Origin of the sequence: Bacillus salitolerans, assembly GCF_042680805.1 — a bacterium.
In the GTDB taxonomy this organism is placed as follows: domain Bacteria; phylum Bacillota; class Bacilli; order Bacillales; family SA4; genus Bacillus_CJ; species Bacillus_CJ salitolerans.
Map to the genome: position 1 here is coordinate 20,595 of NZ_JBHUEM010000005.1, position 24,392 is coordinate 44,986.

Here is a 24,392-nt window from a genome sequence, read left to right on the forward strand (position 1 = left end):
TCTCAAGTTTACTTATTTACTGGAAAGTCATTTCTTAACTCGGAAAGTGTAAGGGTTTCATATAGAACCTTAGTCATTTGTGAACGTGTTAAGGACTCGTTCGGGCCAAATGTTCCGTCTGGTTTCCCTGACATAATACCTAGATTGAACAACATTTCCACATCATTTACTGCCCATTCTCCAATGTGTTGATGATCTTTAAACGAATTTTCAACGGATGAAGCTGCGTACATTTCTTGATTAAAACCAAGATACGTTAAGGTTCTAGCAAACATAGACGCTGCTTGAGTACGATTCACTGCTGCATTTGGCGCAAACGTGCCATTTGCTTTTCCTCGAACAATTCCTTCATCTGCTGCAGACATGAGTTCATTTACAAACCATTCTTCTCCTAAAACATCTTTGAATCGTCCATCGTATGCTTTGTTTACTAAGTCTAAGCTACGAGTTAGTAAAACTGCTAATTGTACACGAGACGTTGTTTCATTCGGACCAAATGTTCCATCTTGTCTTCCTTGTACAATAAAACGAGAAGCTAGATCTTCAATCTGATCTTTGTTCCATACCTTTTCGATATCTGAGAAGGTTGCATGGTTTTGAATAGTTGTAAACGTACCTGGTCTCTTCGCTTTTATTTTGATTTTGTTGTCCCCCACATAGAGGAATGGTATAGAACTGTAACTCTTATTCTCTGAAATTCTTGTTGCAACTGGATACTTATCCTTATACGGTGTGTGAATAACTTCTAGCTCAATATAGTCGCGCAAATGGTCAACATCACGTTTTCCAAGCTTACTTTCTGCCCATATCCCGACTGTATATTCAGGACTTAATGCCTTTGGTTTCGTACTTGGTTTAAACGTAATTTCGAATACAAGAGAGTGTCTATCTAATTCACTAGAGAGCTTATTAAAATCAATGCTATGGAATGGAATCGAAACATTTACATCCTTTAATTTCAGGACAACTTTTAAGTTACTATCCGTTTCTTTTTTCAGCATTTCTACTTGTTCTGGTGTGAAGACTACTCGGTAGCCATCTACAATTTCTTCAAGATACTTAGCATTTAACACTAATTCTTTCATCTTTGGTGTGCGGTTTTGTTTAATAATGTTTTCTAAGTTATCTTGTCTCAACTGAATAACAGCGATTTTTTTACCTTTTTCGTCAGTAAACGTAATTTCATCCTCTGTAATATTAACAATCACTCGTCCTGCTATATCATCAGGAATAGTTAGATTAAACCCAACAGGATCACTCCTTTTACCATCCTTCATCTCAAGTGTTAGTTCGTAATAATACGTTTCACCTGGTCTAACCCCTTTGTCATCGTAATAAGGGTTATTCCCTTTATAGATGTTTTCATGATTACGGTCTAGGTGGTATTCCTTCACGTTAGGAACGGGTTGCCAGATAATACTTACGTGTTCTTTCGAAATTACTTTAGAATTCTCTTCTTCTTTAAACGAAGGAGGCGTTACCTTCTCCTCAACTTTTGGTTGAGATGGTGTCGGACTCGGACTAGGGATCGGGCTTGGTGCTGGCGGTGGAGGTGGTGTATCGGTAGTCGCAGTTAGCGTTGTTACCGTACTCGTAACTCCTGTACTGTTTTCGGCCCAGACATTAAATGTATAGTTTGTGCTAGGGTTTAACCCTGTTACTTGAAATTGTGCGTTTTTCCCTCTATAAATCTCTGTGTTGGATTGATCTTCAATGACAATGACATCGTTACCTGTTTGTGTCCATGTAATCGTGATAGTGTCTGTTGTCTTAGGACCAACCGCAAAATTCATAGATTCAGATGGTAACGTTTCAAATCTTGGTGCGACAACCGCCTCTGAGTTTCCGCCTTCATTAAAGGATATGACCTTAATGTCACCATACTCCGTTGCTGTGTCTAAACCTGTTAAAGTCACTGTATCACCTGTCGTGACAGTCGTTAACAAGGTGTTACCATTATAGACTCCATAGCCATCACTTCCGGCTACTAAATCCCACTTTAAACCAACCGTTGTAGAAGTTGGAGCAGTTGAGATGACTAAATTTGTAACTGGATCTGTGATTGTATTAACGGTTATCGGTAATCTAGCACTCTCGCCTTCCGCACTATTTGTTGAAATTTCATAGAGATAAGCTGTCCCTGCATTAAGTCCTGTGTCTACAAAATCTGTATCACTTAATAACGGTCTAGCAATCTCAACACCATCTCGATATAGGATATACTCTATTCCATCCGTCACATTCGTTTGTGTAAGGTCAAACTTTACACTATTTTTTGTTACTTCAAGAATTGGTAAATCGTCAGGTGCTTTAGGCAAAGTCTTTTCTGTAAATTGCTGTACGGTACTCTTAATACCTGCGCTATTTTCTGCCCAAATATCAATACTATAAGTGGTTGATGGTGACAATCCTGTAATTTGAAAAGTAGGATCTTGACCACGATAGACTTCTGCCCCATCAACTTCAATTACAAATACATCGTTACCTGTAATAGACCATCCTAAATCAATCGTCTCATCGCCTTTGAATAGTACCGAAGGACTGAATGTTTCAGAAGGTAAGGTTTCAAAGGTTGGAAGTGCAATTTCTGCTCCCTCACCCGATGCATTGTATGGACGAATCGTCACATTATCATAGATTGTTGCTGTTAATAGCCCTGTTAAAGTAACCGTGTTCGTCGGAATATCGTCAACTAGATTTCCATCAATATAGATTCTGTATCCGTCCGATCCTGGGGTAGGGTCCCAATCATATGTTACGCCTGTTGGTGTCGGTTGACCGTCTAAAACAGGGTTCGATACAGCAGATGGAAGAGTTAGTACAGCAATGGAACGTGCTGGACCTTGACCACTTGCATTTTCCACGAAAATATCATAATTATAATTTGTTCCACCTGTTAATAAAGTGTCTGTGAATGTAGGTGTATCCACTGGTACTCTTCCCACCTCTGCTCCATCACGCATGATCACAAATTCAGTTCCTCTTGCAATGCCTGAACTTGATAAATCAAACTCTACTTCGGTCTCAGAAATCGTAGTTGGAATGATGGATGGTTGCTTTGGTTTAGTCAGAATTGTTACATCTGTTCCATTACTTACAATGTCATTTGCATTTTCAGCAAAGATCGTAAATTGATAGTTAGAAGCATCATCTAAACCAGTAATGGTCGCATAATTGTTTGTTCCTCGATACAATTCTGAACCATCTTGTGCTTCAATTACGTATTCGTCGGCACCATTCACAATATCAAACGTGATATCAGCCTCAAATGTATCAGGTGTTGCTACTACATTTGTTGGTGCTAACGTTTGGGTAATCCATGAGAATGCTGTCTTTGTACTTTGCCCTGTTGGATTTACCGCTCGGACAGTTATGTTGTAACCTGTACCAGCTGTAAGCCCTGTAAGGCTAGCATTATTTGATTGAACGGTTGCAACATCTAGACCTTCAAGCTCGACAATGTAGTCGGTAACTGTTGGTATGCTGTCCCAAGTGATATCAAGAGTTGTCTCACTATGAGAAGTCATAGCCACGTTATTCGGCTGATAAGGTTTTGTAAGGAATGTAGAAGATGTAATTCCACTGAATCCTGAACCGTTACCCGCTCTTACATCAACTGTATAGTTTTGAGCTCCAGTTAATCCTGTAACATTTAGAGAAGTACCACCTACGGTTTGTGTTGTTCCGTTGACAGAAATTTCGTACTGGCTTGCTCCAGGCATGGAATCCCATGAGATTGTTGACGTCGATTCTTCTATGGAAGAAACCGTTAAACCTGTTACATCGGCTGGTATTGTTAAGAAACTAGTCGTTGCCGGAGTTCCACTTCCACTTGCATTTTCTGCATAAACTTCAATGTTTTGTATTGAACCTTCTGTTAATCCGTTTAGGGTTGTTGAAGTTGAGCTACCACTATATGCCTGAATTCCTCCAACTTCGACAATGTAATTTGTCGCACTTGGTACACCATTCCAAGAAAGATCGGCTGTTGTTTGTGTTACGTTAGAGTGTGTTAAGCCTGTTACTTGCGAAGGTAACGTAAGAACGTTTAAGGAGCTGTACTCCCCTACTCCTGTTGCATTTTCAGCTGCAACTTCATAGGTGTAATTCGTTCCACCAGTTAGACCCAAATCTGAGAAGCTAGTACTATTTGAATTCATGATCTCAACGGCATCTCGATTTAATAGATAATTGATGGCTGATGGAACACTATTCCAAACTAAATCCACCTCAGTTTCATGGATTGTAACCGAAGTAAATCCTGTTGGATTTGCTGGTAAGGTTAAGTATTGCTGACTCTTAAAGGGCCCGTTACCACTTAAGTTTATCGCACTAACTAATACAGTATATCTTGTTCCTGGTTCTAGGTTTGGTATTCTTTGAGATGTTGCGCCTCCAGTTAGCTCTCTATATACTGCAGGAGAGATAGCGGGAGGACCTTTATGGATGCTTATTTCATAGTCAGTTGCACTATGCACCGGATCCCAACTAATATCTATTGTTGATGCCGATACCGAACTTATATTTACGTTTTCTGGTGCTGAAGGTACAGTTAGAATTGAAATTTGTGATGTGCTGCTTGTTCCTACATGATTATTTGCTTTTATGGTAAAGTCATAATTTGTTCCACCGGTCAGACCACCAAAGATAAAATAGTCTGTTGGATGTGAAACAGTACTAGATGTACCTAGAGTTACATTCTCAAGCGTATAGGTGTATCCATTTGTGTAACCTCCAACTAAGTCCCAATTCACTTCAACGCTTATATCATGATTAGAGAGGGTTCTAAAGTTAGTTGGTGCTTGTGGTAAATTTTGTAGTTGATACACATTGGAAACTGTCTGTACCGTATTCCCTGCATTATCCTTTAATAGTGCATGAATATAATATTCTCCTTCTGAAGGAAGGGTGACAGTTTCGATCATATTCGTTGCTGTATCCCATGTAGCAGGTGGAGTCGTACTTGTCGTTACTTTATACTTTCTTTCATTTACATCAACACCCGATAATGAATCACTAAATGTGATATCAACCGAGATAGAAGGTGTCGTCCACGGCTGTCCATTAGGACTAATTGAGATGACAGGATTTCCATTGTCATGTCGTAAAGTTTTGCTTACTACCGCTGATTCATTTCCACCTTGGTCAACGGATTTAGCAAAGATCGTTGTTGCTTGATTGGCTGGTACAGAACCCGCTAGAGGAGTGCTTCCATTTTGGAAAGAACTTTCTGTCCAAGTAGCACCATTGTCTAGTGAGAACATATACTTTAATTGAGTAATAGCATCTGTACTCCCGCTAACTGTAAAATTAGTGGAACTGTTTTGCCAGTTCTCCGTTGCGAGATTGATAGTCGGTGCAGAAGGTGGTGTTTTATCTACAGTAAATGTTCTAACTTGTTGAGTAGATACCCCCCCTTTATTGTCCTCTGCCCAGATTCTGATAGTATGATAGCCTTCTGGAATGCTAGAATCGATGGGTAAGTTGTAAGAAAACGGTTGATTTGTCCCATTTGCGGTTATAGCTGCTTCTGTTTTTTTGTAAAATAGATCGCTAGGTTGATAGAGAAAGTTAACAGCTACGAGTAAAAAACAAATTGTGATTTTTAGAGCTTTTCCGACCATTATTTACTCAATTCCTCCTTATTCATTTTTATTAGCAAGTGATAATAAATAACGAACACCTCCTGAGAAACGCAAAAAACCCCAGAGAAAGCCTATTTTAAGAAACTTAATAGACTCACTCTGGGGTATTCCCATCTCGTGATATATAATATTTGGTTATTTCTACCTATTTATTATACAAAATATTACGTAAAGTAACAATCCTTTTTTTAAATTTCTAATTCGGACTTGGTTTCTTTCGCAATATAATGTAGATATGACTTAAGAGGATAATGAACCAAACTCTCATTTTGAGCAAATTCTATCCCGTTCTTCTTTAGCAAAGTGATGAGCTCTTGAAAGGTCATCTCCTTACGCTTGATCTTGTTGAAATGTGTGAGAACAAGTTCCTTCCACACAAGAGGACTTCCCTTAATATAGGATTCCCCTTCTACATGATGATGTAAGATTCTTTCCTTCATTTTCTCTCGTTTTATTCGCTTAAGCTTTTCTTCTGCTGTTTCATAGGTTTCGACCTTAGAAGCATTACTTCTTCTACCTGGAGTTCCCCATTGACGTTCAACTCGGTCCTCCATCTCTTGTATTTGTTTATAGCGTTCTTCTTGAGTTTCTTCAAGTGATTTTGAGGATTGCGACAGTCTATCCCTTTTTGTCTCAAGATAGTCACGATACGCCTCCTCGTTTTTTTGCCTTATTTCTTCTCGTTCTTTCCGCCTAGCTTCTTCTAGTTTTTCATTCTTCTCTCTTTCAGCAGCTTCAATTTGTTCTTGTCGGACTAAGTATCGAATGTGTTCAGTCGTATCCATTTGAAGCTGTGTTTCATTTTCTCCATATAACTTAAATTCCATTTCTTCAAGTTCAATGGTAAGGGCTCGTTCTATCGGAATACGTATAGGTGCTGTAAGAAGTCTTGCGTTTTTAAAGTCTTGTTGAAGTAATCGAATAATAACAGCTTCTCTCTTAGTAGGATTCAAGTACGTTAAGCTGGTTGTGTCAGTATGAAAGTTTTCTTTGAGTAGGAAGAAGTGTTCCGATAATTCTTTTGGTAAGCCTTCTATATATCGTTTCCAGTGAAGATCATGTGCAGATGTCCGACTAGCTGATACTTCCGACGTAACTAGAGTGGTAAATAAGTGTCCTGGCTTATAAGCAAGCCAATCTTCATCGATAAAGAAAATGGGTTTGAACCCGTTTTGTGTATAGATGTTTTTACGTTGGCTAACATTTTTAGAATAGGCAGGGTTACTTCGTAGTCCTGTTAAATAATCAATGGCCCACGTTTCCCCATTACTATGTGTAATGATGTAGTCTGGAACAATAGAAAGAGTGGATTTATAGTGATATCCTTCTTCTATATTTATATGGAGAGGTTTTGCTTGACCTTCTAAAATCGTTCGTATAATGGTTTTACCCAAAGCGTGTTTCTTCGGTACTTCATGAGTACCAATTTTTCTCTCATACTTTCGGTAATTCTCACTATACGAACATTCTGATTGATCCCAGTGGCGAAAATAGAAGGTACGTTCCATCGGGAGAACCATCTCAACAGGGCTATTACAACATAAACAATGAAATGCTTGTTTCTTGGAGAAGGTTCGATAATCATTTTCAAGCTTTTCCTTTATCGCGCTCCGATCAAAACCGTCTTCTTCATATATTAAACGCTGTTCCTCAATGTTAATCTGTTTATTGTGTAAGATAGCGATGTTCAAGTATACTCCTCCCATTCTTTAAAAGGATAAAATTACGTAGTTTATCTAAGTGATAGGTTTTAATCTGAATAAAAGTTATTTACGGTCTTGTGATAAAGTTTTGGGTGAAATATGGCCATGTCCATTGCTCTTTTTCACCAAAATAAATGCCTACTCCAAGCCCCTCGTATATACCTCGCAGCATATTTTTTCGGTGTCCCGAGGAATTCATCCATGCTTCAATGACAAAGAGTGAATTGTAGTAACCAACGGCAATATTCTCTCCCACAGCACTAAATGGAATGTTAGCATTATCAATTCGGTGTGCAGGTGCTAGACCTTCCAAATTAATATGCTCAAAGTAATCCTTGATTGCCATATCTTTACTATGAGCACGAGCGACTTCCGCTACTTCTTCATCCCACTGTAATGTATGAAGGTTATGCTGCTTTCGGTAACTATTTGTCAGGTCAAATACCTGGTATTCATAGGATCGGTATAAGTCATCGGTTATGGTGCCGAAATGACCATTACGACCTTCTTCAATGTCTTTTCTAGCCAATAATAGAGATGTTAATGTATTGTCTTCATGTACATCATAGAAAAAGGTGATAAACGTGTCTTTCTCTAAAAATACATCATAATCACGTTCAGGATATAGTTCATCGTAACTGTCTCCTCTATGAATAGTTGATAAAGGTTCTGTTTCCATTGTAGCCCTAACCTCTGTCTGATTGGTCTGTAAGGAGATTCCATTTTTTGATTTGATTAAGTCTTGATTAGTATAAAGAAGGGCAACCTTATCCTGTCCGTCATATCCAACCATAAGAAAGTTTTCGTAATCATTTTGATAATAGGTGTACCATTTAAGACCATATTCATTGTCTGTAATTCGCTTAGGCTCTCCTAGCTGTTCTTCAACGAAAGATCGCTCATCGTTGATTTGAATCCCATTGATGACATAGACGTTTTGTGAACTGTTCTTATTTTCTTCCTCTATTACTTCATTACTCGTTACTATTTTTAGTGTTTTGTCTGTAAGTTCACTTTCAAGAAAGCGATACAAAAACACGACTCCTTGAGCTCTAGTTAGGGTTTCATTTGGTTTATAAGATTCATAGGTTAAAGGATAATGACCATTTGCATCAGCGTAACCTGTCGATAATTTATGTTCATATAACCATTGAACTGCAGCTTCTTCTGTCATTTCTGTTCCCGTAATACCTTCCGCTAATAGTAAAGCTGTGTCTCCACGTCTGATAGCTTGATCAAACTTTGAGGGATGATTGGATACACTTAATTGGTACTGATTGGCTAGTATGTATTGAGGAGTTGCCCAGTGTCCTAGATGACTAGAAAGGTCAATCATTTCCTGTAATTCTCCTGGAACAAAGTATCTTAAGTACATGGTGATGTATTGAGCTTCGGATAATTTGTTAAACGGTTTTAATAGATTTTCTTCCGAATAACCTTTCATGATCCCCTGTTCAACTGCCCATTTCACACCTTCTGACCAATACTGATTGTCTTGATAGTCCGTATAGTCGGTTGCATATAGTGGTGAGGCTTTTACTGTGGTTGTTATATGTAATGTTATTAATAGGACAATTAATCCCAAGAATATCTTTTTCATAGGTTACTCTCCTCCCAATGGATGTTGAAACATAAGGTTACAATACTACTGTGCTATTCAAATTTAACTTAATCTCTGCATCTCTTATATAAGTATCATTCATCCATTTCAGTGCCAGGTCAATGCTTGTAAACTGTTTGTCATTTATATATTCCCCGGACCGTTTAAACACCCAAATGATGGGTTTCCTTAAAAATCTGTTGATGATGTACACTTCGTAATTAGTATCTTTGGGTCTATCGATAATATAGCCTCTTTTATTTTTATTGATATTTATTGATGCTATCATTTGGGGAATTGTTCTGGAAATCGGTAAGGGAATAGTTTGCCCTTGACTTAATATTTGTACGTCATATACTCGTTCAAGGAATAGTTTTTGTTCAAGAATAGTAATAGTCGTCTCAAATTTCATCTAGGTATCTCTCCTCTTTGTCTGTATTATATTTAGGGTAGTTCGTTCTTATAATCTCAATCAGGAACTATGTACCTATTAGTTGGTTATTTATCGTTTGGTTCTTCAACAGGATTGTTCTTTAGATATGTTTCTGCCATTCCATTTAAGAAACATCTATAACAAATTTGTAGTTTATGTTCCTTAGTACCCGTAATCGCAAGAAAATCCGATTCACAACTCTTGCATTCAAGACTAACTGTTTTACTCATATTTCCCCTTCTTCCCCTTTATTTACTAGGCTTACTCTCAACAACGCAATATTGGGTTCACGTTAAGAAAGATTAATTTACACAATAAATGGACAGTAGAATCGTTTTAATCTTTAAGTCTACTTCTCTTTGCCTTGAATTTATCAGCAATAGTTATACCAATCGATATAGATACTGTCCCTATAAAAAGTATTTGAAACATTGGCATTTGAATTAATATAGCTAATAATTTTGCTGGATCTTGTTCGGTCAATATCGCAAAGAGAAAAATGGTTATTAATCCAATTCCACCTAATTTATACAACAAAATATATCACTTCCTTTCGTATTATAAGGTTAGCCAGAATGCTAAATATTTCTGGTTGACCTTTTTTTATATGGTCTTATTATAGCAGGAGCCAGGGTAGAACGTCCGCCCCCGTGGGACTTAGATCCCGTCAACTAAACCGTTCACCCCCTACTGTAGAAACATGTTTGAGGCTGGTTGGGACTGTCATGAGATCTCGTATAACAAGCGAAGCTATGATACTACTAGGAGGAATTAGGGGTTACTGGCAAATTAAACACTAGGAGGAGATTTATAATGAATCCAGTCGTTGGTCTGGATGTGTCAAAAGGAGAAAGTGATGTTCAGGCATTTTTAGACAAGGGAAAACCTTACCTCAAAAGCTTTAGTATCAAGCATGATCTTGATGGGTTAAAATCTTTACTTGAATTTCTGAAAGGTTTAAAAGATAAAACAGGTTTACAACCTTCGGTAGTATTAGAAGCTACGGGACATTACCATACACCAGTAGTTCAGTTTCTAGAGGAACATCAGTATTTATTAATCATCGTTAATCCTTTGATTTCTCATAGAGCCAAAAGTTCCAGTTTGCGAAAAGTAAAAACAGATGCCATTGATGCCTATCGTCTTTGTGAGCTTTACTACAAGGAGGATTTAGAGCCTTATAAGAAGCGAGGAATTCAACTCTTAAACCTTCGTAATCTAACAAGGCAACATGAGAATATAACAGGGATGTATGTTCAAACCAAGTTACAATTTCAAGCTGTGCTAGATCAAATATTCCCTGAATACAGAGGCGTTTTTGGTGACTTATATTCAGTTGTGTCTTTGCGAATTCTAGAAGAGTATCCAGCATCAGAAGATATTTTATCGGTTAGTGAAGTAGAGCTGGCTAATAGAATAAAGGAACTCTGTAAAAGTCGGTCAAAAAGATGGGGAGAAGAACAGTCTCAAAAACTAAGGGCAGCAGCTGCACGAAATCCATTTCAAAAGACACTATATCAAAGTCATTTAATGAGTCTTAGTATGTATATAACTATGCTTCTACAATACAAAGAGCATCTATCTGAGTTGGACGCTGAGATAGATACCCTCGCTAAAGATATTGAAGAATATAAGACTATCCAATCTATCCCTGGTATTGGAGAAAAGATCGCTGCAACAATCATCTCTGAAATTGGTGAAATAGATCGGTTTAATCACCCAAAAAAGCTTGTCGCATTCGCTGGAGTAGATCCAGAGGTTTTTGAGTCAGGGAAATTTAAGGCTACTCTCGTTCGTATAACAAAACGTGGTTCAAGTAGATTACGGCATGCCTTATATATGGCTGTTCGTTCAGGAATTCGTGATTGTCGCAAGCAGAAAACAACTGATGAAATAATCCCAAGAAATAAAAGATTAAGAGCGTTCTATATAAAAAGCGTGAAGAAGGCAAACTATATAAAGTAACCGTTATTGCTTGTGTAAATAAGCTCTTACATTGGATTTATGCTTTATTAAAAAACAGAACTACTTTCCAAGATATAGCCTAATTAAGATTTTTAACTAAATGAGACAAAACCTTCCAATGTTTAGTTAATGGAAGGTTATTTGGCATCCTTATTTTTAGTATATCACGGTAAAAATTATATTTTTATTGAAAAATATTGACAAACTATTAGCTGGTTTACTTTAAGAGCAAATTATTTATTATATTAACCTTAGATGAAGGTAAATATATATGAAATTACTTAATAAAGACTCTAATAAATGGAGTGTTATAAGAGTTACTTTTATAGTCACCATTTAATAATAGTTGTTTTTCAGAATATTGAAGATCTATGGATGGAATTGATTCGAGTAAATGAATATATCCAGTTGAAAGTTCAAACATTTTTAATTGAGTATTACTAGGTACAATTTCAGCATAGGAATAGGCGTTCTTAAGTATCTTGTTCTTTGATTCTACAATATGAATATATCCATTTGATGTAGATTTATATTGTGAATTTTTATATTGTGGCGCTTCTCCAATAAAGTTTACTCTTGAGAAAATAGATTGATAATCGATAATCATACTATCACTTACTAATAACCCAAAAATGTCTGTAAATTGTTCTTTCGGTGGTTCAATCCACTCAAATGATGAGATAACTGCATATGTATCCGAAAAGTTAAGTCTACTAATTGAAGTTGATATTTCAAGCAGGCCAGAGTTGTTAAAATGTTGACTATTTGAACAGACTAATCTACTTTCAATGCAATCATAATACAAACCTGGGTTTATTTTTTTGTTTAATTGTTCATTATACTCCTCTTCGGTCCCTTCTACTAGCATTAACTCATTTTTAATTAATTGTAGTTTATATAATTCTCTTTTTGTGCCTAATAAAACACCTTGTTTATTAGAAAACAGATTATATTCTTGTAAAGTAAAATCCTTAATCTGTTGTTTAGTAAAACCAATGGAAATAAAATTTAATATGTCCTTGTTTAAAACAGTTTCATTTCCTAAATTGTTATCTTGGAATGCAAGTGTAGTCTCTTCATTATATTTTTCTGCCATATGGTTAAATTCTTCGCTCGAAAACCCTTGAAAGTTTATTGATTTTATAGGTGTCTCATCGTGAATAGGTATATCATTTTGGCAGCCTGATAAAATACAAATTCCAATTAATAATAATACATATAAAGTATCATACTTTAATCTAATTGATATAGATACCATATTCTTTTCTCCTTAAATGGGAAAATGTAATAGCTTAGAGAGTACTATTCTCTCTAAGCTATATATTATTATACTATCTTGAAAAGGAAACAGCAGCATTAGGAGCTGTATTATCCTTTGTTGTATTATTGATGGCAAGTGCAACTGAATATGGGTAAGCAACTTCAAAACCGTATTCCCAAGATGTAGATACATGTGTATAATTTCCATATGCTGAAGATGCAGTATCATAAGTATTTTGCCAATAAAAATCAGCAAAAGTATATCCAGAATCCGAATATGCTTGAGTCCAATTTCCATTATACTGATACCATTCGGGGTGCATGTTAAATTTGTGATAATATCCTACTCCGTCACTCCTATCGGCTGCACCAAAATACGTGGTTTTTGATGTAGCATGATTTCCGTAAGTATCTTTATAGTTAGTTTGGTAACTTCCAAATGTTGTAGAATACTCAACTATTACGTTTTCTTTATGACCTGTTCCAAATACATCTGTATGTCGATCTGTTGGCATGGTTAACCATTCAAAATCTGTTATAATAGAATATTTAGAAGAATGTGTTACAGATACTGTTAATAAAATCCAGCCTTCAGATGAGTTTTCCCCACTACACGTTGTATCAGGGTCACAAAGAGATGCACTAACCTCATTAACTTCTACTTGGTTAATTAAATATTCTTCGTATGCCTCTTTAGTACTTTCTATATATTCTCCTGTTTCTCCATCAACTTTAACATAAGTAACACCAACATTTATTAATTCAGCATTTTTTCTGTCTTTTACATTTTCCCAATCAGTTAGGGTAAAGGAAGCAATTCTCTTCTTAGTAAACCCTAAGTTTGCAAGCTGTAAAATATCATTATTTTTTAGCTTTAATTTTGCAAAATCTTTATCTTTGAAGTGAATTTTACTATTTTCATGATGTTTTTCCTTAATTTCTTTAATATCTTCCTTACTAAATCCAAGTAATTCATACATTTCGCTTTTACTTAATTTCTTTTCTTCAGCAAATATTACTTGTCCAAATGACGAAAGAATTAATAGAGTAATAGTCAATACAGTTATTATTTTTTTTATCTTAAACATTTAATTTCCCCTTCTCAATTGTTATTAAATTTACATGTAAAAAAGTCTGAGTACTCTTAATAACAATATCACACAGCAGTGATTTCTAATATTGGGAAAATTTCTGCTCTATTTTCAAGCCTCCGCATTAAAAAATATTGATTATCTTTAAATACTATCTAGAAATTAATACAGTCAAAAACAATCAAATCATATAAAAAATTTTTAAAAGCACTTTGATTTCGCGTTATTTTAATAATTACCACATTATCACCATGTTTTTTTAGAGCGGGATTATACAGCAATATAAATATTTTAAATTTTCCCAACATCTTGGTTACTTTAATATAGATTCAAAAAGATAGGAGATTTCTTTTTGATGCATTTTCGAGGCAATTATTAAACCTCACTTTTGGTGGAGTAAGTTTACTCGCTTCCCCAACCTATTTTTTCATCTAAGTCATAATAAACGGTTTTAATATCATCGTCATTTACCCATACATTTACTGCTATACGTGACGTACATCTTTTTCCTTCGCTATATCTAACTGATTCTATACTATCAACTATAAAATGAGTATTTTCGCAATTAACAGCATCTTGTTCATTTTGATAACCTTTATTACATTTATCGCAAAACCAAGTAGTTATGGATTTAGGCATGTTAAATCTTCCTTTCGAAAAGCGACGTATATTCTAACCCTGTTCCTACTTTTTTTAATGCATGTTCCCCACTGCTATATAGTGCCTTATTCTCCATTGACCGCCAAATTTCATTTCATAATGAAGAATCATCTCTTTTTGGTCGTAAAAGATACCCTCACAACTGTCATAAAATCTATTGATATAATGGAGGATGAAATGACCATTTTTTCGTCCTTTACGCTCTATTCGCACAAGAGCAATTAAAGGTAATTGATATGCTTTTCGATTATCCACAAACTTTATATCGCTTGTTTCATAATTATATGATTTAAGAATCTTCCTAACATCATCCAACGTTGAAGTCGAATTATGTCCATACTTCTCTACAATTTCCGTTAATGACCTCTTCGTTATCATTGCCACACAACATTGACCACAACATTTTTCATTAGGATTTTGCTCAATTAAATCTTCATTAAATCACCCTTTTTATTACTACGCTTTTTAGGTCTCCCCCGATACATTAGCTTTTTTCATCGCGCCTCTTTACCTTTTCTATTATCTTATCAATTTTCTTTTTATTGATATAAACACCAACTGGCGTCATAGCTTTCGTAATCCTCCATTGAAGAAACTCAATTTCTTCTTTTTCTTCATCTGTCAGTAAATCACGGACTGTCGCACTCTCATTTGTGTCTTGAGGGTTATTAGATTCCATTGATTTCTTTTTCATTGATAGGATAGAAGGGTTTTCTTTATAATATCGAGCTTTCGCCGTAGCAATAATACGCCCCATTTCTTCGTAACAAGAATAAGTTGCTTTTTCGTCCTCTATATCCACTTCAAGAAGTGCATTTTGATAAAATTTCACAAGTTCGAGTTCATGTGTATGTAATATCTCTTTTAATGTTGGCATTATTCCACCCCTTTCTCCTTCCCATAAACATCATCTAATGCCTGTTTTGTTAGGATCCACACTCTACCTTCCTTTTTAACGAACCCTTTCTTGATATGCTCGTCGAACTTCCCATATCGGACGAGATCATCTTTCAAGGTACTATAAGGAATTCCTCTCTTCGTAGAAGCTGTACTTGCTGTATAGATATCTGAAAGCTTAAAGCGTTCTTCCAATGTTAGTTGCTCCTTTATATTCATTTAAAGACTTCATGTTATTCAAATCACCTTTTTAGTTCTTCTTCAAATATTTGAGATACATTGGAATCCTTCTTGAATTTCATATATTCATTATCAATGATATTTGAAGGCATTTCACTTCCTCTTCTAAATATGGAAAGGAATTTATTAATCAACTTTTTACTTTCTCTTTCTATCTCTGATTTTTCATGACATGCGTTGCAAATAACTCTATAATCACTTGGATGACATTCTAACATTACATACATAGAGGGAATATTTAAGTGTTTTGCTATGCATGTTCTATGTTGACCATCTGTGAATTCGTAATGACCGCAATCCCTTTTATGCGTTCTAATGGAATAGAGGTCCTCCTGGTAACTTTTACTGTTAAAATAGTCTTGATTAAGTAATTTATCAGCAAAGTCACGGCAATACATTACGCTGCTTTCTCCAAACTTCTTTTCTTCTTTATGTATCATTTCAGCCTTTTCTTTACTCATATATAATGAACAAACACCTTTTCTTAATTCATAACAATCATATCCATCCATTCGGTAACAAAACGAACAATTTGTTGGATCTATATTTATTAATTTGTAACCCAATTATTAATCCTCCTAGGTGGTAGTAGTATGATAGTATTATTATACGTCCATATAGACGTATTTGTAAACAAAAACACACCCATTTTTTTGAAAAATTAGGTGTGTTGGATTTATCATATTGCCAAAATAAGAGAAGTACGAGCTCTTGTAATCGCTGTGTAGAGCCATTTATGATGTTCTTGAGAATTCAAGACTTCATTTAAGACTAATACTTTATCCCAGCTAGAGCCTTGACTCTTATGTACGGTTAGACAATGGGCCAAGTCAATTACATTGTACAAACCGTATTCTTCTTTTTCTAGTTTTACTTCTTTTCCTTTAAATTGTTCTTTTATGACTAATAAATCATTAAAACAATCAAACTCATTCTCTGAAAAGTCAGGTTGTATTTCAAGCATAAAACAATCGCGTGTTACCTTTTCGTTTTTACCTGCATCTTTTACGATGTTTTTTACATAACCTGTCAGTCCATTTACTAAACTTACTCCAGCAGCTTGCTTACTCCAATCATTTTTTAAACAGATCATCTTCTCGCCTACTTCGGGTAATTCAGACTTATAGCCTAATCGATATCGTATGTCCTGATTATATTGATTTCTAGTTCGATTATAGCCACATAAGACTTGTTCTGCTCTTTGTGCGATATCAAGCATTTTAGAAGTAGGTAGTTCTTTCTTAGGTAATACTAATGCGTGCTTTCCGTATTTACCTGGTTCAATCCGTTTTCTTTCTCTTGCTAAGAAAGAAAGATGAATAATTGGATTACCTTCCGCCTGTCTATGAATTTGTGTCAATTGAAAGTCGGGGTTATCTAAGAGTCCGGTAGGCTCTCCAACAGGTGGAAGCTGTCCGTTATCACCGATAAATAGAATTTTTATATTCTCAAACGATAACAAGTGCCTTAGAATATCTTTACTGACCATACTTGCTTCGTCTACCACGATCAATTTAAGGTACTTTAAAGCCTTTGGGTCCTTGAGTTTGAAACCATCTTCGTCAAGATCATAAATCAGCTTATGATCGTAGAACACTCGTAGTCAGGTACACTTCTCTGAAGCACAAGTGCTGCTTTTCCAGTGAATGATACAAAAGCTACTTGATATTTAGGGAGTTTAAGCTCCTCAATAATATGTTTCGTCAAGAATGTCTTACCTGTTCCTGCAAAGCCAACCATGGTCACATAATGTTTGCTCTCTTTTGTAAACCATTTCTTTATCCCCTCAACAGCATGAGCCTGTTCTTTTGTTAAGTCTAGAGTCGTTTTCATGACCGATTCCTCCCATAGATTAAGAACGAGACAAGCATTTTCTACCCATCACGTTCTTTTCATTATTTATTTTGCTTCTCGTTTACAGCAATCTCATTAAAGATTTGTTCTACTCTTTTCGTATCTACTTCAGGAGTACGATTACTAGTAAAGACAAACTTTGTTTCTCCTTCGACCGTTTGTGTCTCGCTCTCATGTAAACCTTCAACATCAGCGTCCACAACGCGAACCTCTAACTCGCCATCTGAAATAATGTCATGAATGACTCCGCCTTCCATAAATAAAACTACTTTCATGCATTCCCTCTCCCATTGTTTATTCCAAAACGCTGAATTACCCTAAAAGAAATAAGAAGTAATCTCCTTTAATATGTTGTCCATTTAGACTTGGTGAGAAGATTTCACCATATCGATTATTCTCTTTGTAAGATTCTTGTAGATTCTTTACAAACTGCTCTTTTCCAATAGTTTGAGCAATCATAGAATGAAACGCTTCGTCTGTATCACATATTCCATTCATATCATTTTGCAAGTCAATATGAAGGTGTTTGGATAAGTCCTCTAAGGTAAGACCAGTTAATTGCAAGAGATACGAAATTTGAAATTGCCAGCCCATTCCACTCTGGAACAGATCTCCATATAGCCATTCATAGGCAATTTGGTCAATTTCATCTTTATGAAATATCAACCATTCTTCTTCATAACCAATTCTATTTTCCTTGTTAACAGAAAATCGGTTATCTGCCTTAACATTTATGCTGTTCACATGTAGTTGTAGGTGGTGAGCTAATACCTCTTGTTTTGAATGTATCAGTACATTTTGTCTCTCTTGATTCTCAAGTATCTTTAAAATTGCTTCTTCTTCATCACCGGATAAATCTATCCATTTATCATTGTTTTCATTGTATTCCTCAAGGGTCTTAATTGGTTCGTTCGTGACTACCGTCGCATAGTGATTCACTGTAACATGCTTTTCCAGTGTGAAATATTTACCACATTCACTATGTCGGATATTGTAGTAGTAATAACCCTCTTGTCTTTCTGCTTGACGGATCCTTTTACCCGTTACATAAACATATCTCTCATTCATTTTCTGTTCTCTCCTTTATTCGTTCAATTAGGTGAGCTTGGCTGCGTTCCTGGATTCCATCTAAATACACGCCTTTAGGATTGCCTGCCCATTTTAAGCCTCTGCCTCTGTTTATTACTTTCGTACTTGTGCTTTTGGTTTTTTGCTCAACTCTAAACTTCATACCCTGATATTCAATCGTCATCCGTTTAAAGTCATCACTCACTCTTATGATCTCTGCACCGTCTGTTTCCTCGATCCATTTTCTAACTTTTGTTAAATATGGCATTAGGGATCCTCCCAACTCTTCTTTGAAATAAAAACAGTTAGCAGGTGATTCCCTGCTAACTGTCCTATTTTAATTTGCTTCTCTTAACGTACTAAAGTAACGTTCTTTTGCTTGGTTTACCATCTTCTTTATTTTTTTCTTATGCCCTATAATGGCAAAGGGTGACTTAGAAAGAATGATCTTTCTTTGTAGTTGACGCACCAACAAACTCTCCTCTTCTGTCATAACATCAAAGACTGTTACAAGATTTCCTCTCACAATAATTACCTCCCAATTAAAATGTTTTTTGGATTTATGTAGAAGAGACGGTATTAACCAGTCTCCTCTTTGTTACCCTGTGCGCCCTCATCTTTCTTAGGTAGTTCCTCATCTAACATAGTTCTGGTCTCCTGAAGGGCATTGACCTTCAAATGAGAAGCGGCATCTTCTAATTTCTTAAATACGGTATCCTTTCCAAATGCTGCAACTGTAGATAAAAATATAAGACGAAGCCAACCTGCTGTATCAGAAACACTTGGGTCAACAATAGCAATTACAACCATTGCTGAAAGCGCACAGCCCATACAATCACCGAGAAAGCCTAAATCCCAACCTGTTTTAAGGTTTCTTGGTTTTTTCAACTTTCCGCCATTTTTCCGAGAGCTATCATAAACTCCCACGACACTTGCGATAACCATTCCGACTATCACTTTTGTTAAAAACATACGGCCTTCACCTCCTGTTTGAATGCTTTCTTTTTTTGGACAACAAAAAAAGCGTTCCAGGAATGAACTTTGCTAAACACATTGAAAAAAGTGTTTGTTAGTTCGTTCCATAGAACGCTTATGTTTGTTAATGAACCCGCTACCCTCATAAAATAAAGGATGCATAGAAAAAAGAAAGTAAAAAAACTATTACTCTTATTATACGTCTTTGTCTTTTAGACTGGCAATATATGACTGGGAGAATTTTAAGAGGTTTATTCTTCTAAGTATTGGAGAAACTTTTTCATTCCGTCTTGAACATCGCCTTTTAAGTAGTTGTACATGAAATCAAGGAATACAACTTCAAGTAAAGTTTCAACCGTATATTCATGTCGCTTATAGCGTGATAAGTTTCGTAAAAGCACTTCAGTACGTAAAACAAGAGGACGAGGGATATAAACCGTTATCATATGGTGCTTATCGCTTCTTTTCCTTGTATCGTGTTGATTTTTTTTAGATTCTACATGCTGCATCGCATCAGCAATTCTTCTAAAAATGTCGTCCCACCGATTATCCAGGTGCCGGATGTCTAAAATGAAATCTTGAAAGATGAAGAAAATAAGGTCCGCATGTGATACCTTGCCTAGATCATACTCACTGATCTCACTAACATCTTCAATGAGTATCTTCACATCCATGTATATATGAGTTGGTACTTTTACTACAAATTCTAGCTCCTTCTTTAACTCAAAGGACTCCAGCAATCGAGAAATGAAGCCTTGTTTAACCGTAGTTTGTTCTGCTAGCAGTTGATATTCTTCTGCTATTAAGTTATAACGACTGAATGGCTGCCTCGAAACTCCGGCCACTGTGCAATTCCTCCCATTCTAATTCTCTAATTAAGATCCTATGAACAGTACGACGAACAAATTTTTCTCCCCACTTTTCCTTTAAGACTAATAAGTCTTGGTATATACTTTGGGGAATTTTCACACTCACGAATAGTTCACTCTGTTCAGGGTAGACAATCTCAGGATATAGATCACCATCATAATTCTCGATTACTCCTACAACAAGCATCGTAGCATAATCAGTTGGGTACATATTGCGGTCCGTTGCAAGTAAAGAGGTTAATAGCTTGTGTTGCTTAGAGACTTTTACTTTTATATGTTTAAGCTTATCCCTCCTTATTTTTCGCTCCTTTGGGATTTTAGTTGATTTCCTTTGTTGTGTAGCTGAAAAACGAGGATTTAAGCTGTTTTTCCGTGATAGTACCATTATTTATCTCACATCCATTCCAGTTATCTCATGGTAATGAGGTTCTCAATGTCTTTGGGAGATAGCATAATCTTGCCACCTTCTAATCGAATCATGTTTCGTTTTGCTCGAGCCATGTATTCACGGAGAGCTGCTTTACAAAGTGGTGAAAAATCCATTGTAGATTGTTCGCAGTACTCAAAAAGTTCTTTTTCGATAGGATCTTCCATTGAGAAGCTGACGCTTTTTCTTTCACGTTTTTTTGGTTGTTTACTCATGTTAACTCCCCCCCAGCCTTGCAAATCTTTGTGTTTGTCAGACATCTTTCTATTTATATATGCTCTTAAATTAAAAGTATGAATAACTTATAGTATTAAAAGTGTACCTATGGAGTTTTGTAGTTTCCGAATCTTATCACAGAAATTTAGACATTTAGCATATAGACTAAGCACATTTACAGATGTTTTCACTGTCAAAGTAGTGAAAAAAAAGAAGCAGAGCTTTATGCTCTGCTTCGATTAAGTTATTACTATGCAATAATTTCTTTATTAACAGACCCACCAGTAATTTTTAAATCATCTAATAGATCTTCATAAATATTTATAAGTTCAACTAATAGCAAGGTCAAGTCAGCTTTAGTTGCCCCACCGTTCTGAAATATCTTTCTAGACCCGTCAGGTACAAACAAACTGTTCCTATGGCTATCTTGCTCATAAAGCGTACGTAAAAAAGCAATAGAGTTCGAAACTAGTCTTAATGGTGACCTACTAATTAAATAACTAGATTCTTGCATGTGATACATTATAGCAGTAATATCATAGCTACTTAAATTAATTTTATGTTCTGCATCTGCTTTTAGAGTTTTTAATAATCTAACAACCTTTTTAAAATTATAAGATGTATGAGTGTCTTTATCATCTAAAAGCTTGTTGTGATAAAAGGGAGTGTTGGCTATTCTGGTCTTTTCTTTATAATCTAGTACCATTACTCCTCTGTAATATTCTAGTTTTGTATTTTGATATTTTACAGTATCATACCAATTAGAGGGTACTACATCCACTTTTCTTCTTAGTGATCCACCTTGAAGACTGATTGATTTAGCTCCTTCATTATCAATACTTGCAGCAGGATATGCATTTTTTAATAATTCATAACTATCTTCTCTTAATTCGCATAAATCCTGTACTGGATTACCTTTATATGGTGAACTTGCTTTTAAAGGTGGTTCCAATGTTGTAAAACCTTGATGTAATGTCAAAATGTCAATATCACTATGGGCTTTTATGTGCGTATTGTTTGTCACTGAACCTTGATATCTAAACTCAATTTCATATCCTTTTTCTTTGAGCTTGGCCAATTGATTTTTTATTCTTTCTCCCTCACCCAATGTAATTTCAGTGGATCTCTTGTCCACGGGATTCATCGCACCGATAATATATTTAATGCTTGATTTTTCTTCTAGTTGTTCATAGGATTCGGTAAACATACCTATACTCTTTTCCAAAAGTACTTCATCTTGTCTTCTCTTTTTAAGCGATTCTAGTCTCTTCTGGTAATTGTTTTTGGCCATCTGGATTCCTCCTTTTCAAATACATTTCACCATACGATTGTCTATCTTTAGTATTATTAAAGTAGTAACCTTCTGCTGTTTGAGCATCTTCTCCAAAGGTTAAAACACAAAATCCTTCATGCTTTCTTAGATCAGTTTCAGTAGTTGCATTAGGCGTATTTGCATAGTGATAAGATAATTTAAACCCGTCTCCTGCATAATATTTTATTCCACCTGTGATACTCAACGATTTTGATTTGGAATTTTTCGTCTTTAAGGTAATAAGGACTTTATCCCATGTTTGTTTTATGATGACAGTACCTTCCCAATCAAAGTTCTTTTGTAAATCTATGTTCATTGATGAACCATTGCATTCCCATTCACCATTTAAATCAGGGAAGCTAAATATTTTTTGAAACAACTTAAATCTCCACAAGATGTGGTTGAATAATAGATATAACAACCCAAAGATACTCATGCTGCTAATAGGGATTGAAATTCCACCCCATATACTATTCAGATAATGATCTACAAAAAATGAGATAAATCCTGAAAGTGATGTTGATATAACTGCAAGTAAAAATAAAATATTCTTTCGTGGATGATTCACTACCGTATACTCGTGCATAATTACAACCTCCTATTAGAATGTTGTATTAATTATACATGATATTTAGGTAAATATGTCTTTATTTGTATTTTATTGCCAAAATACAAATAACTCCCCCCTGACTTTAGCCATCGACGAAGCCCCAAAATAAATTAACACTAACCACAGTATTAAATCTCACTTGATCTTTACACTTAAAATTCTCCCACCTTATTAAGTCCTATGAAATTTCAAGGTAATATCCTTAATATAAAATAGAAAAAGAGGTGCAACATGCTTTGCAAATTGCACCTCAAATTATAGGGACCATATTGTTTTCTCCTTATTAAGGAAAGGGGTAATTCAAACATATTGTGCATATAATTTATCTTTCACAAGCCCAATTATCCTTGTCTCGATCATGTTTAGAAGCATAAGCAGGATGATCTGATGGAACTCCATTTGGATAGACTTTTCTTAACTCCGTACAGTTTTTATATGATTCCTTTGTAGTACTACTCGTAGTTGAAGTTGAAGTACTAGTACTTGATTCTGTAGAAGAGTTAGTCTGTTTGCTTGTATTTGAACTACTTGTTGTATTACTAGATGTTGCCGTATCTAAATCTCCCTTAGTTGTTCCTTCTGTACCATATGCCCATAGTCCAGTTTCCTTATCGCGAGCTTCTCTAGCAAACTTTACAAAAATCTCACTATATTTAACATCAGGAGGATAAGTAGAAGGTTCAGCATAACCATTTATCACTAAGTCCGCGTTGAACATTTTAGTTCGTATTTCTTGTTCATCCATGTCATTTTCCGGTATAGCTAACCATGCAATACGTAAAATTCGATCATAGCGATCTTTATCTGAATGATCTTTTTGAATCCAAATTTGCTTACCTTCAATTTTCGATTTCGTATAATTACTTGCTTCTTTTCCATATTCTTCAGTTCTGGATGTAGATTCAGGTGTATTTACCCCTATTAATCTAACTTTTCTACCATCTGTAAGCTCAACAGTATCCCCGTCAATTATTCTCGCTACAGTTACTGCTTCTAGTCCTAAATTCTGAAGGTGTTCCTCTTCTTTCTTAGCAGCTTCCGCCTTTGCCTTTTCTTCTTCTTTAGCTTTCTCCTCAGCAGCTTTTTTCTCTGCTTCAGCCTTCGCTAATTTTTCGGCCTCTTCTTTAGCTTGTTGCTCCTTAGATTCAAGTTCCTTTTCAACTTCTGTATTTAGGACCTCTTCCTCTTTTATAGTGGTATTTACTTCCTCAGTTGGTTCAACAAAGACCATGGCCATTACAAAACTAAGTATTATCCCGACAGCAACAAACCACCCAGGTCTTGAAAAGGTAATTTTCCCTTTTCTTTTTTGAGATTGTTGATATATACCAAACACCAATACTATAAATCCTATCCATGCTAAAGGAGTAATAATTGCCATTAAAAGTGTAAATATAATTGCAAATATGCTTAAGATAAGTCTAACAATTTTCAAATGCTTCACCTCACCGATTTAAAATCTTTTGTTTTCATTTTCAAATTCTTTTTCCGAAAGAATTCCATCTTCCGGAGTTTGCCTAGTTTTGCTAAAGTCTCATATATTCTGTCTTACCCTAGTCATAGTAGG

The 24,392-nt window shown here is 35.6% G+C and carries 26 protein-coding genes and 1 pseudogene; 1 reads left to right on the forward strand and 26 read right to left on the reverse strand.

Annotated features, from left to right (window positions below):
- Positions 1-8 precede the first annotated feature (8 nt).
- The 6 genes from ACFSCX_RS05950 to ACFSCX_RS05975 all read right to left on the reverse strand — a co-directional run bounded on the left by ACFSCX_RS05950 (position 9) and on the right by ACFSCX_RS05975 (position 9,918).
- On the reverse strand, positions 9-5,624 hold the full coding sequence (locus tag ACFSCX_RS05950) for a fibronectin type III domain-containing protein (RefSeq protein ID WP_377927249.1): 5,616 nt from the start codon (positions 5,622-5,624) through the stop codon (positions 9-11).
- Between the two features lie 209 nt (positions 5,625-5,833).
- Positions 5,834-7,336, reverse strand: a complete 1,503-nt coding sequence (locus ACFSCX_RS05955; RefSeq protein WP_377927250.1) for a hypothetical protein — start codon at positions 7,334-7,336, stop codon at positions 5,834-5,836.
- Positions 7,337-7,415: 79 nt separating this feature from the next.
- The gene (locus ACFSCX_RS05960) at positions 7,416-8,948 is read right to left on the reverse strand and encodes a CAP-associated domain-containing protein (protein ID WP_377927251.1); all 1,533 of its coding nucleotides are present in this window, start codon (positions 8,946-8,948) and stop codon (positions 7,416-7,418) included.
- Between the two features lie 37 nt (positions 8,949-8,985).
- The gene (locus ACFSCX_RS05965; protein ID WP_377927252.1) at positions 8,986-9,360 is read right to left on the reverse strand and encodes a hypothetical protein; all 375 of its coding nucleotides are present in this window, start codon (positions 9,358-9,360) and stop codon (positions 8,986-8,988) included.
- Between the two features lie 86 nt (positions 9,361-9,446).
- Complete coding sequence (locus tag ACFSCX_RS05970) at positions 9,447-9,611, reverse strand: hypothetical protein (protein WP_377927253.1); 165 nt, start codon at positions 9,609-9,611, stop codon at positions 9,447-9,449.
- Between the two features lie 106 nt (positions 9,612-9,717).
- Positions 9,718-9,918, reverse strand: coding sequence for a hypothetical protein (locus ACFSCX_RS05975; protein ID WP_377927255.1), 201 nt, complete (start codon positions 9,916-9,918; stop codon positions 9,718-9,720).
- Positions 9,919-10,194: 276 nt separating this feature from the next.
- Between ACFSCX_RS05975 and ACFSCX_RS05980 the strand changes: the two are divergent.
- A pseudogene (locus ACFSCX_RS05980) lies at positions 10,195-11,429 on the forward strand (IS110 family RNA-guided transposase).
- 194 nt (positions 11,430-11,623) lie between these two features.
- On the opposite strand, the gene ACFSCX_RS05985 reads toward ACFSCX_RS05980, so the two are convergent.
- The 20 genes from ACFSCX_RS05985 to ACFSCX_RS06080 form a co-directional block, all read right to left on the reverse strand.
- Positions 11,624-12,604, reverse strand: a complete 981-nt coding sequence (locus tag ACFSCX_RS05985; protein WP_377927256.1) for a hypothetical protein — start codon at positions 12,602-12,604, stop codon at positions 11,624-11,626.
- Between the two features lie 73 nt (positions 12,605-12,677).
- Positions 12,678-13,694 (reverse strand): hypothetical protein, encoded by a 1,017-nt coding sequence (locus ACFSCX_RS05990; protein ID WP_377927257.1) that lies wholly within the window; start codon positions 13,692-13,694, stop codon positions 12,678-12,680.
- Between the two features lie 405 nt (positions 13,695-14,099).
- Positions 14,100-14,336, reverse strand: coding sequence for a hypothetical protein (locus tag ACFSCX_RS05995; protein WP_377927258.1), 237 nt, complete (start codon positions 14,334-14,336; stop codon positions 14,100-14,102).
- 54 nt (positions 14,337-14,390) lie between these two features.
- Positions 14,391-14,783 carry a cysteine peptidase family C39 domain-containing protein gene (locus ACFSCX_RS06000; protein WP_377927449.1) on the reverse strand — a complete coding sequence of 131 codons (393 nt, stop codon included), beginning with the start codon at positions 14,781-14,783 and terminating at the stop codon, positions 14,391-14,393.
- Positions 14,784-14,841: 58 nt separating this feature from the next.
- The gene (locus ACFSCX_RS06005; protein WP_377927259.1) at positions 14,842-15,234 is read right to left on the reverse strand and encodes a hypothetical protein; all 393 of its coding nucleotides are present in this window, start codon (positions 15,232-15,234) and stop codon (positions 14,842-14,844) included.
- The gene (locus ACFSCX_RS06010; protein WP_377927260.1) at positions 15,234-15,449 is read right to left on the reverse strand and encodes a helix-turn-helix domain-containing protein; all 216 of its coding nucleotides are present in this window, start codon (positions 15,447-15,449) and stop codon (positions 15,234-15,236) included. The genes ACFSCX_RS06005 and ACFSCX_RS06010 overlap by 1 nt, the downstream gene beginning before the upstream one ends.
- Before the next feature lie 47 nt (positions 15,450-15,496).
- Positions 15,497-16,060 (reverse strand): hypothetical protein, encoded by a 564-nt coding sequence (locus tag ACFSCX_RS06015; protein WP_377927261.1) that lies wholly within the window; start codon positions 16,058-16,060, stop codon positions 15,497-15,499.
- 113 nt (positions 16,061-16,173) lie between these two features.
- Positions 16,174-17,091, reverse strand: a complete 918-nt coding sequence (locus ACFSCX_RS06020; RefSeq protein WP_377927262.1) for an ATP-dependent DNA helicase — start codon at positions 17,089-17,091, stop codon at positions 16,174-16,176.
- Positions 17,070-17,327 carry an AAA family ATPase gene (locus ACFSCX_RS06025; RefSeq protein ID WP_377927263.1) on the reverse strand — a complete coding sequence of 86 codons (258 nt, stop codon included), beginning with the start codon at positions 17,325-17,327 and terminating at the stop codon, positions 17,070-17,072. Before ACFSCX_RS06025 ends, ACFSCX_RS06020 begins: the two co-directional genes overlap by 22 nt.
- Positions 17,328-17,389: 62 nt before the next feature.
- Positions 17,390-17,623, reverse strand: coding sequence for a hypothetical protein (locus ACFSCX_RS06030; protein ID WP_377927264.1), 234 nt, complete (start codon positions 17,621-17,623; stop codon positions 17,390-17,392).
- Positions 17,624-17,660: 37 nt separating this feature from the next.
- Positions 17,661-18,416, reverse strand: coding sequence for an LPD28 domain-containing protein (locus ACFSCX_RS06035; protein ID WP_377927265.1), 756 nt, complete (start codon positions 18,414-18,416; stop codon positions 17,661-17,663).
- Positions 18,409-18,684 (reverse strand): hypothetical protein, encoded by a 276-nt coding sequence (locus tag ACFSCX_RS06040; RefSeq protein ID WP_377927266.1) that lies wholly within the window; start codon positions 18,682-18,684, stop codon positions 18,409-18,411. The genes ACFSCX_RS06035 and ACFSCX_RS06040 overlap by 8 nt, the downstream gene beginning before the upstream one ends.
- Positions 18,685-18,753: 69 nt before the next feature.
- Positions 18,754-18,942 carry a hypothetical protein gene (locus tag ACFSCX_RS06045; protein WP_377927267.1) on the reverse strand — a complete coding sequence of 63 codons (189 nt, stop codon included), beginning with the start codon at positions 18,940-18,942 and terminating at the stop codon, positions 18,754-18,756.
- A 53-nt stretch (positions 18,943-18,995) separates the two neighbouring features.
- On the reverse strand, positions 18,996-19,388 hold the full coding sequence (locus ACFSCX_RS06050) for a DUF4257 domain-containing protein (RefSeq protein WP_377927269.1): 393 nt from the start codon (positions 19,386-19,388) through the stop codon (positions 18,996-18,998).
- 254 nt (positions 19,389-19,642) lie between these two features.
- Complete coding sequence (locus tag ACFSCX_RS06055) at positions 19,643-20,236, reverse strand: hypothetical protein (protein ID WP_377927270.1); 594 nt, start codon at positions 20,234-20,236, stop codon at positions 19,643-19,645.
- Complete coding sequence (locus ACFSCX_RS06060; protein WP_377927271.1) at positions 20,199-20,645, reverse strand: hypothetical protein; 447 nt, start codon at positions 20,643-20,645, stop codon at positions 20,199-20,201. The genes ACFSCX_RS06055 and ACFSCX_RS06060 overlap by 38 nt, the downstream gene beginning before the upstream one ends.
- 23 nt (positions 20,646-20,668) lie before the next feature.
- On the reverse strand, positions 20,669-20,902 hold the full coding sequence (locus ACFSCX_RS06065) for a hypothetical protein (protein WP_377927272.1): 234 nt from the start codon (positions 20,900-20,902) through the stop codon (positions 20,669-20,671).
- Positions 20,903-21,153: 251 nt separating this feature from the next.
- Positions 21,154-22,194: a nucleotidyltransferase family protein gene (locus ACFSCX_RS06070; protein WP_377927273.1), complete on the reverse strand. Its 1,041-nt coding sequence runs from the start codon at positions 22,192-22,194 to the stop codon at positions 21,154-21,156.
- Complete coding sequence (locus tag ACFSCX_RS06075) at positions 22,154-22,801, reverse strand: Cap15 family cyclic dinucleotide receptor domain-containing protein (protein WP_377927274.1); 648 nt, start codon at positions 22,799-22,801, stop codon at positions 22,154-22,156. Before ACFSCX_RS06075 ends, ACFSCX_RS06070 begins: the two co-directional genes overlap by 41 nt.
- A gap of 346 nt (positions 22,802-23,147) precedes the next feature.
- Entirely contained in the window at positions 23,148-24,269 is a 1,122-nt protein-coding gene (locus ACFSCX_RS06080) for a thermonuclease family protein (protein WP_417281895.1), read from the reverse strand.
- Positions 24,270-24,392: the final 123 nt, after the last annotated feature.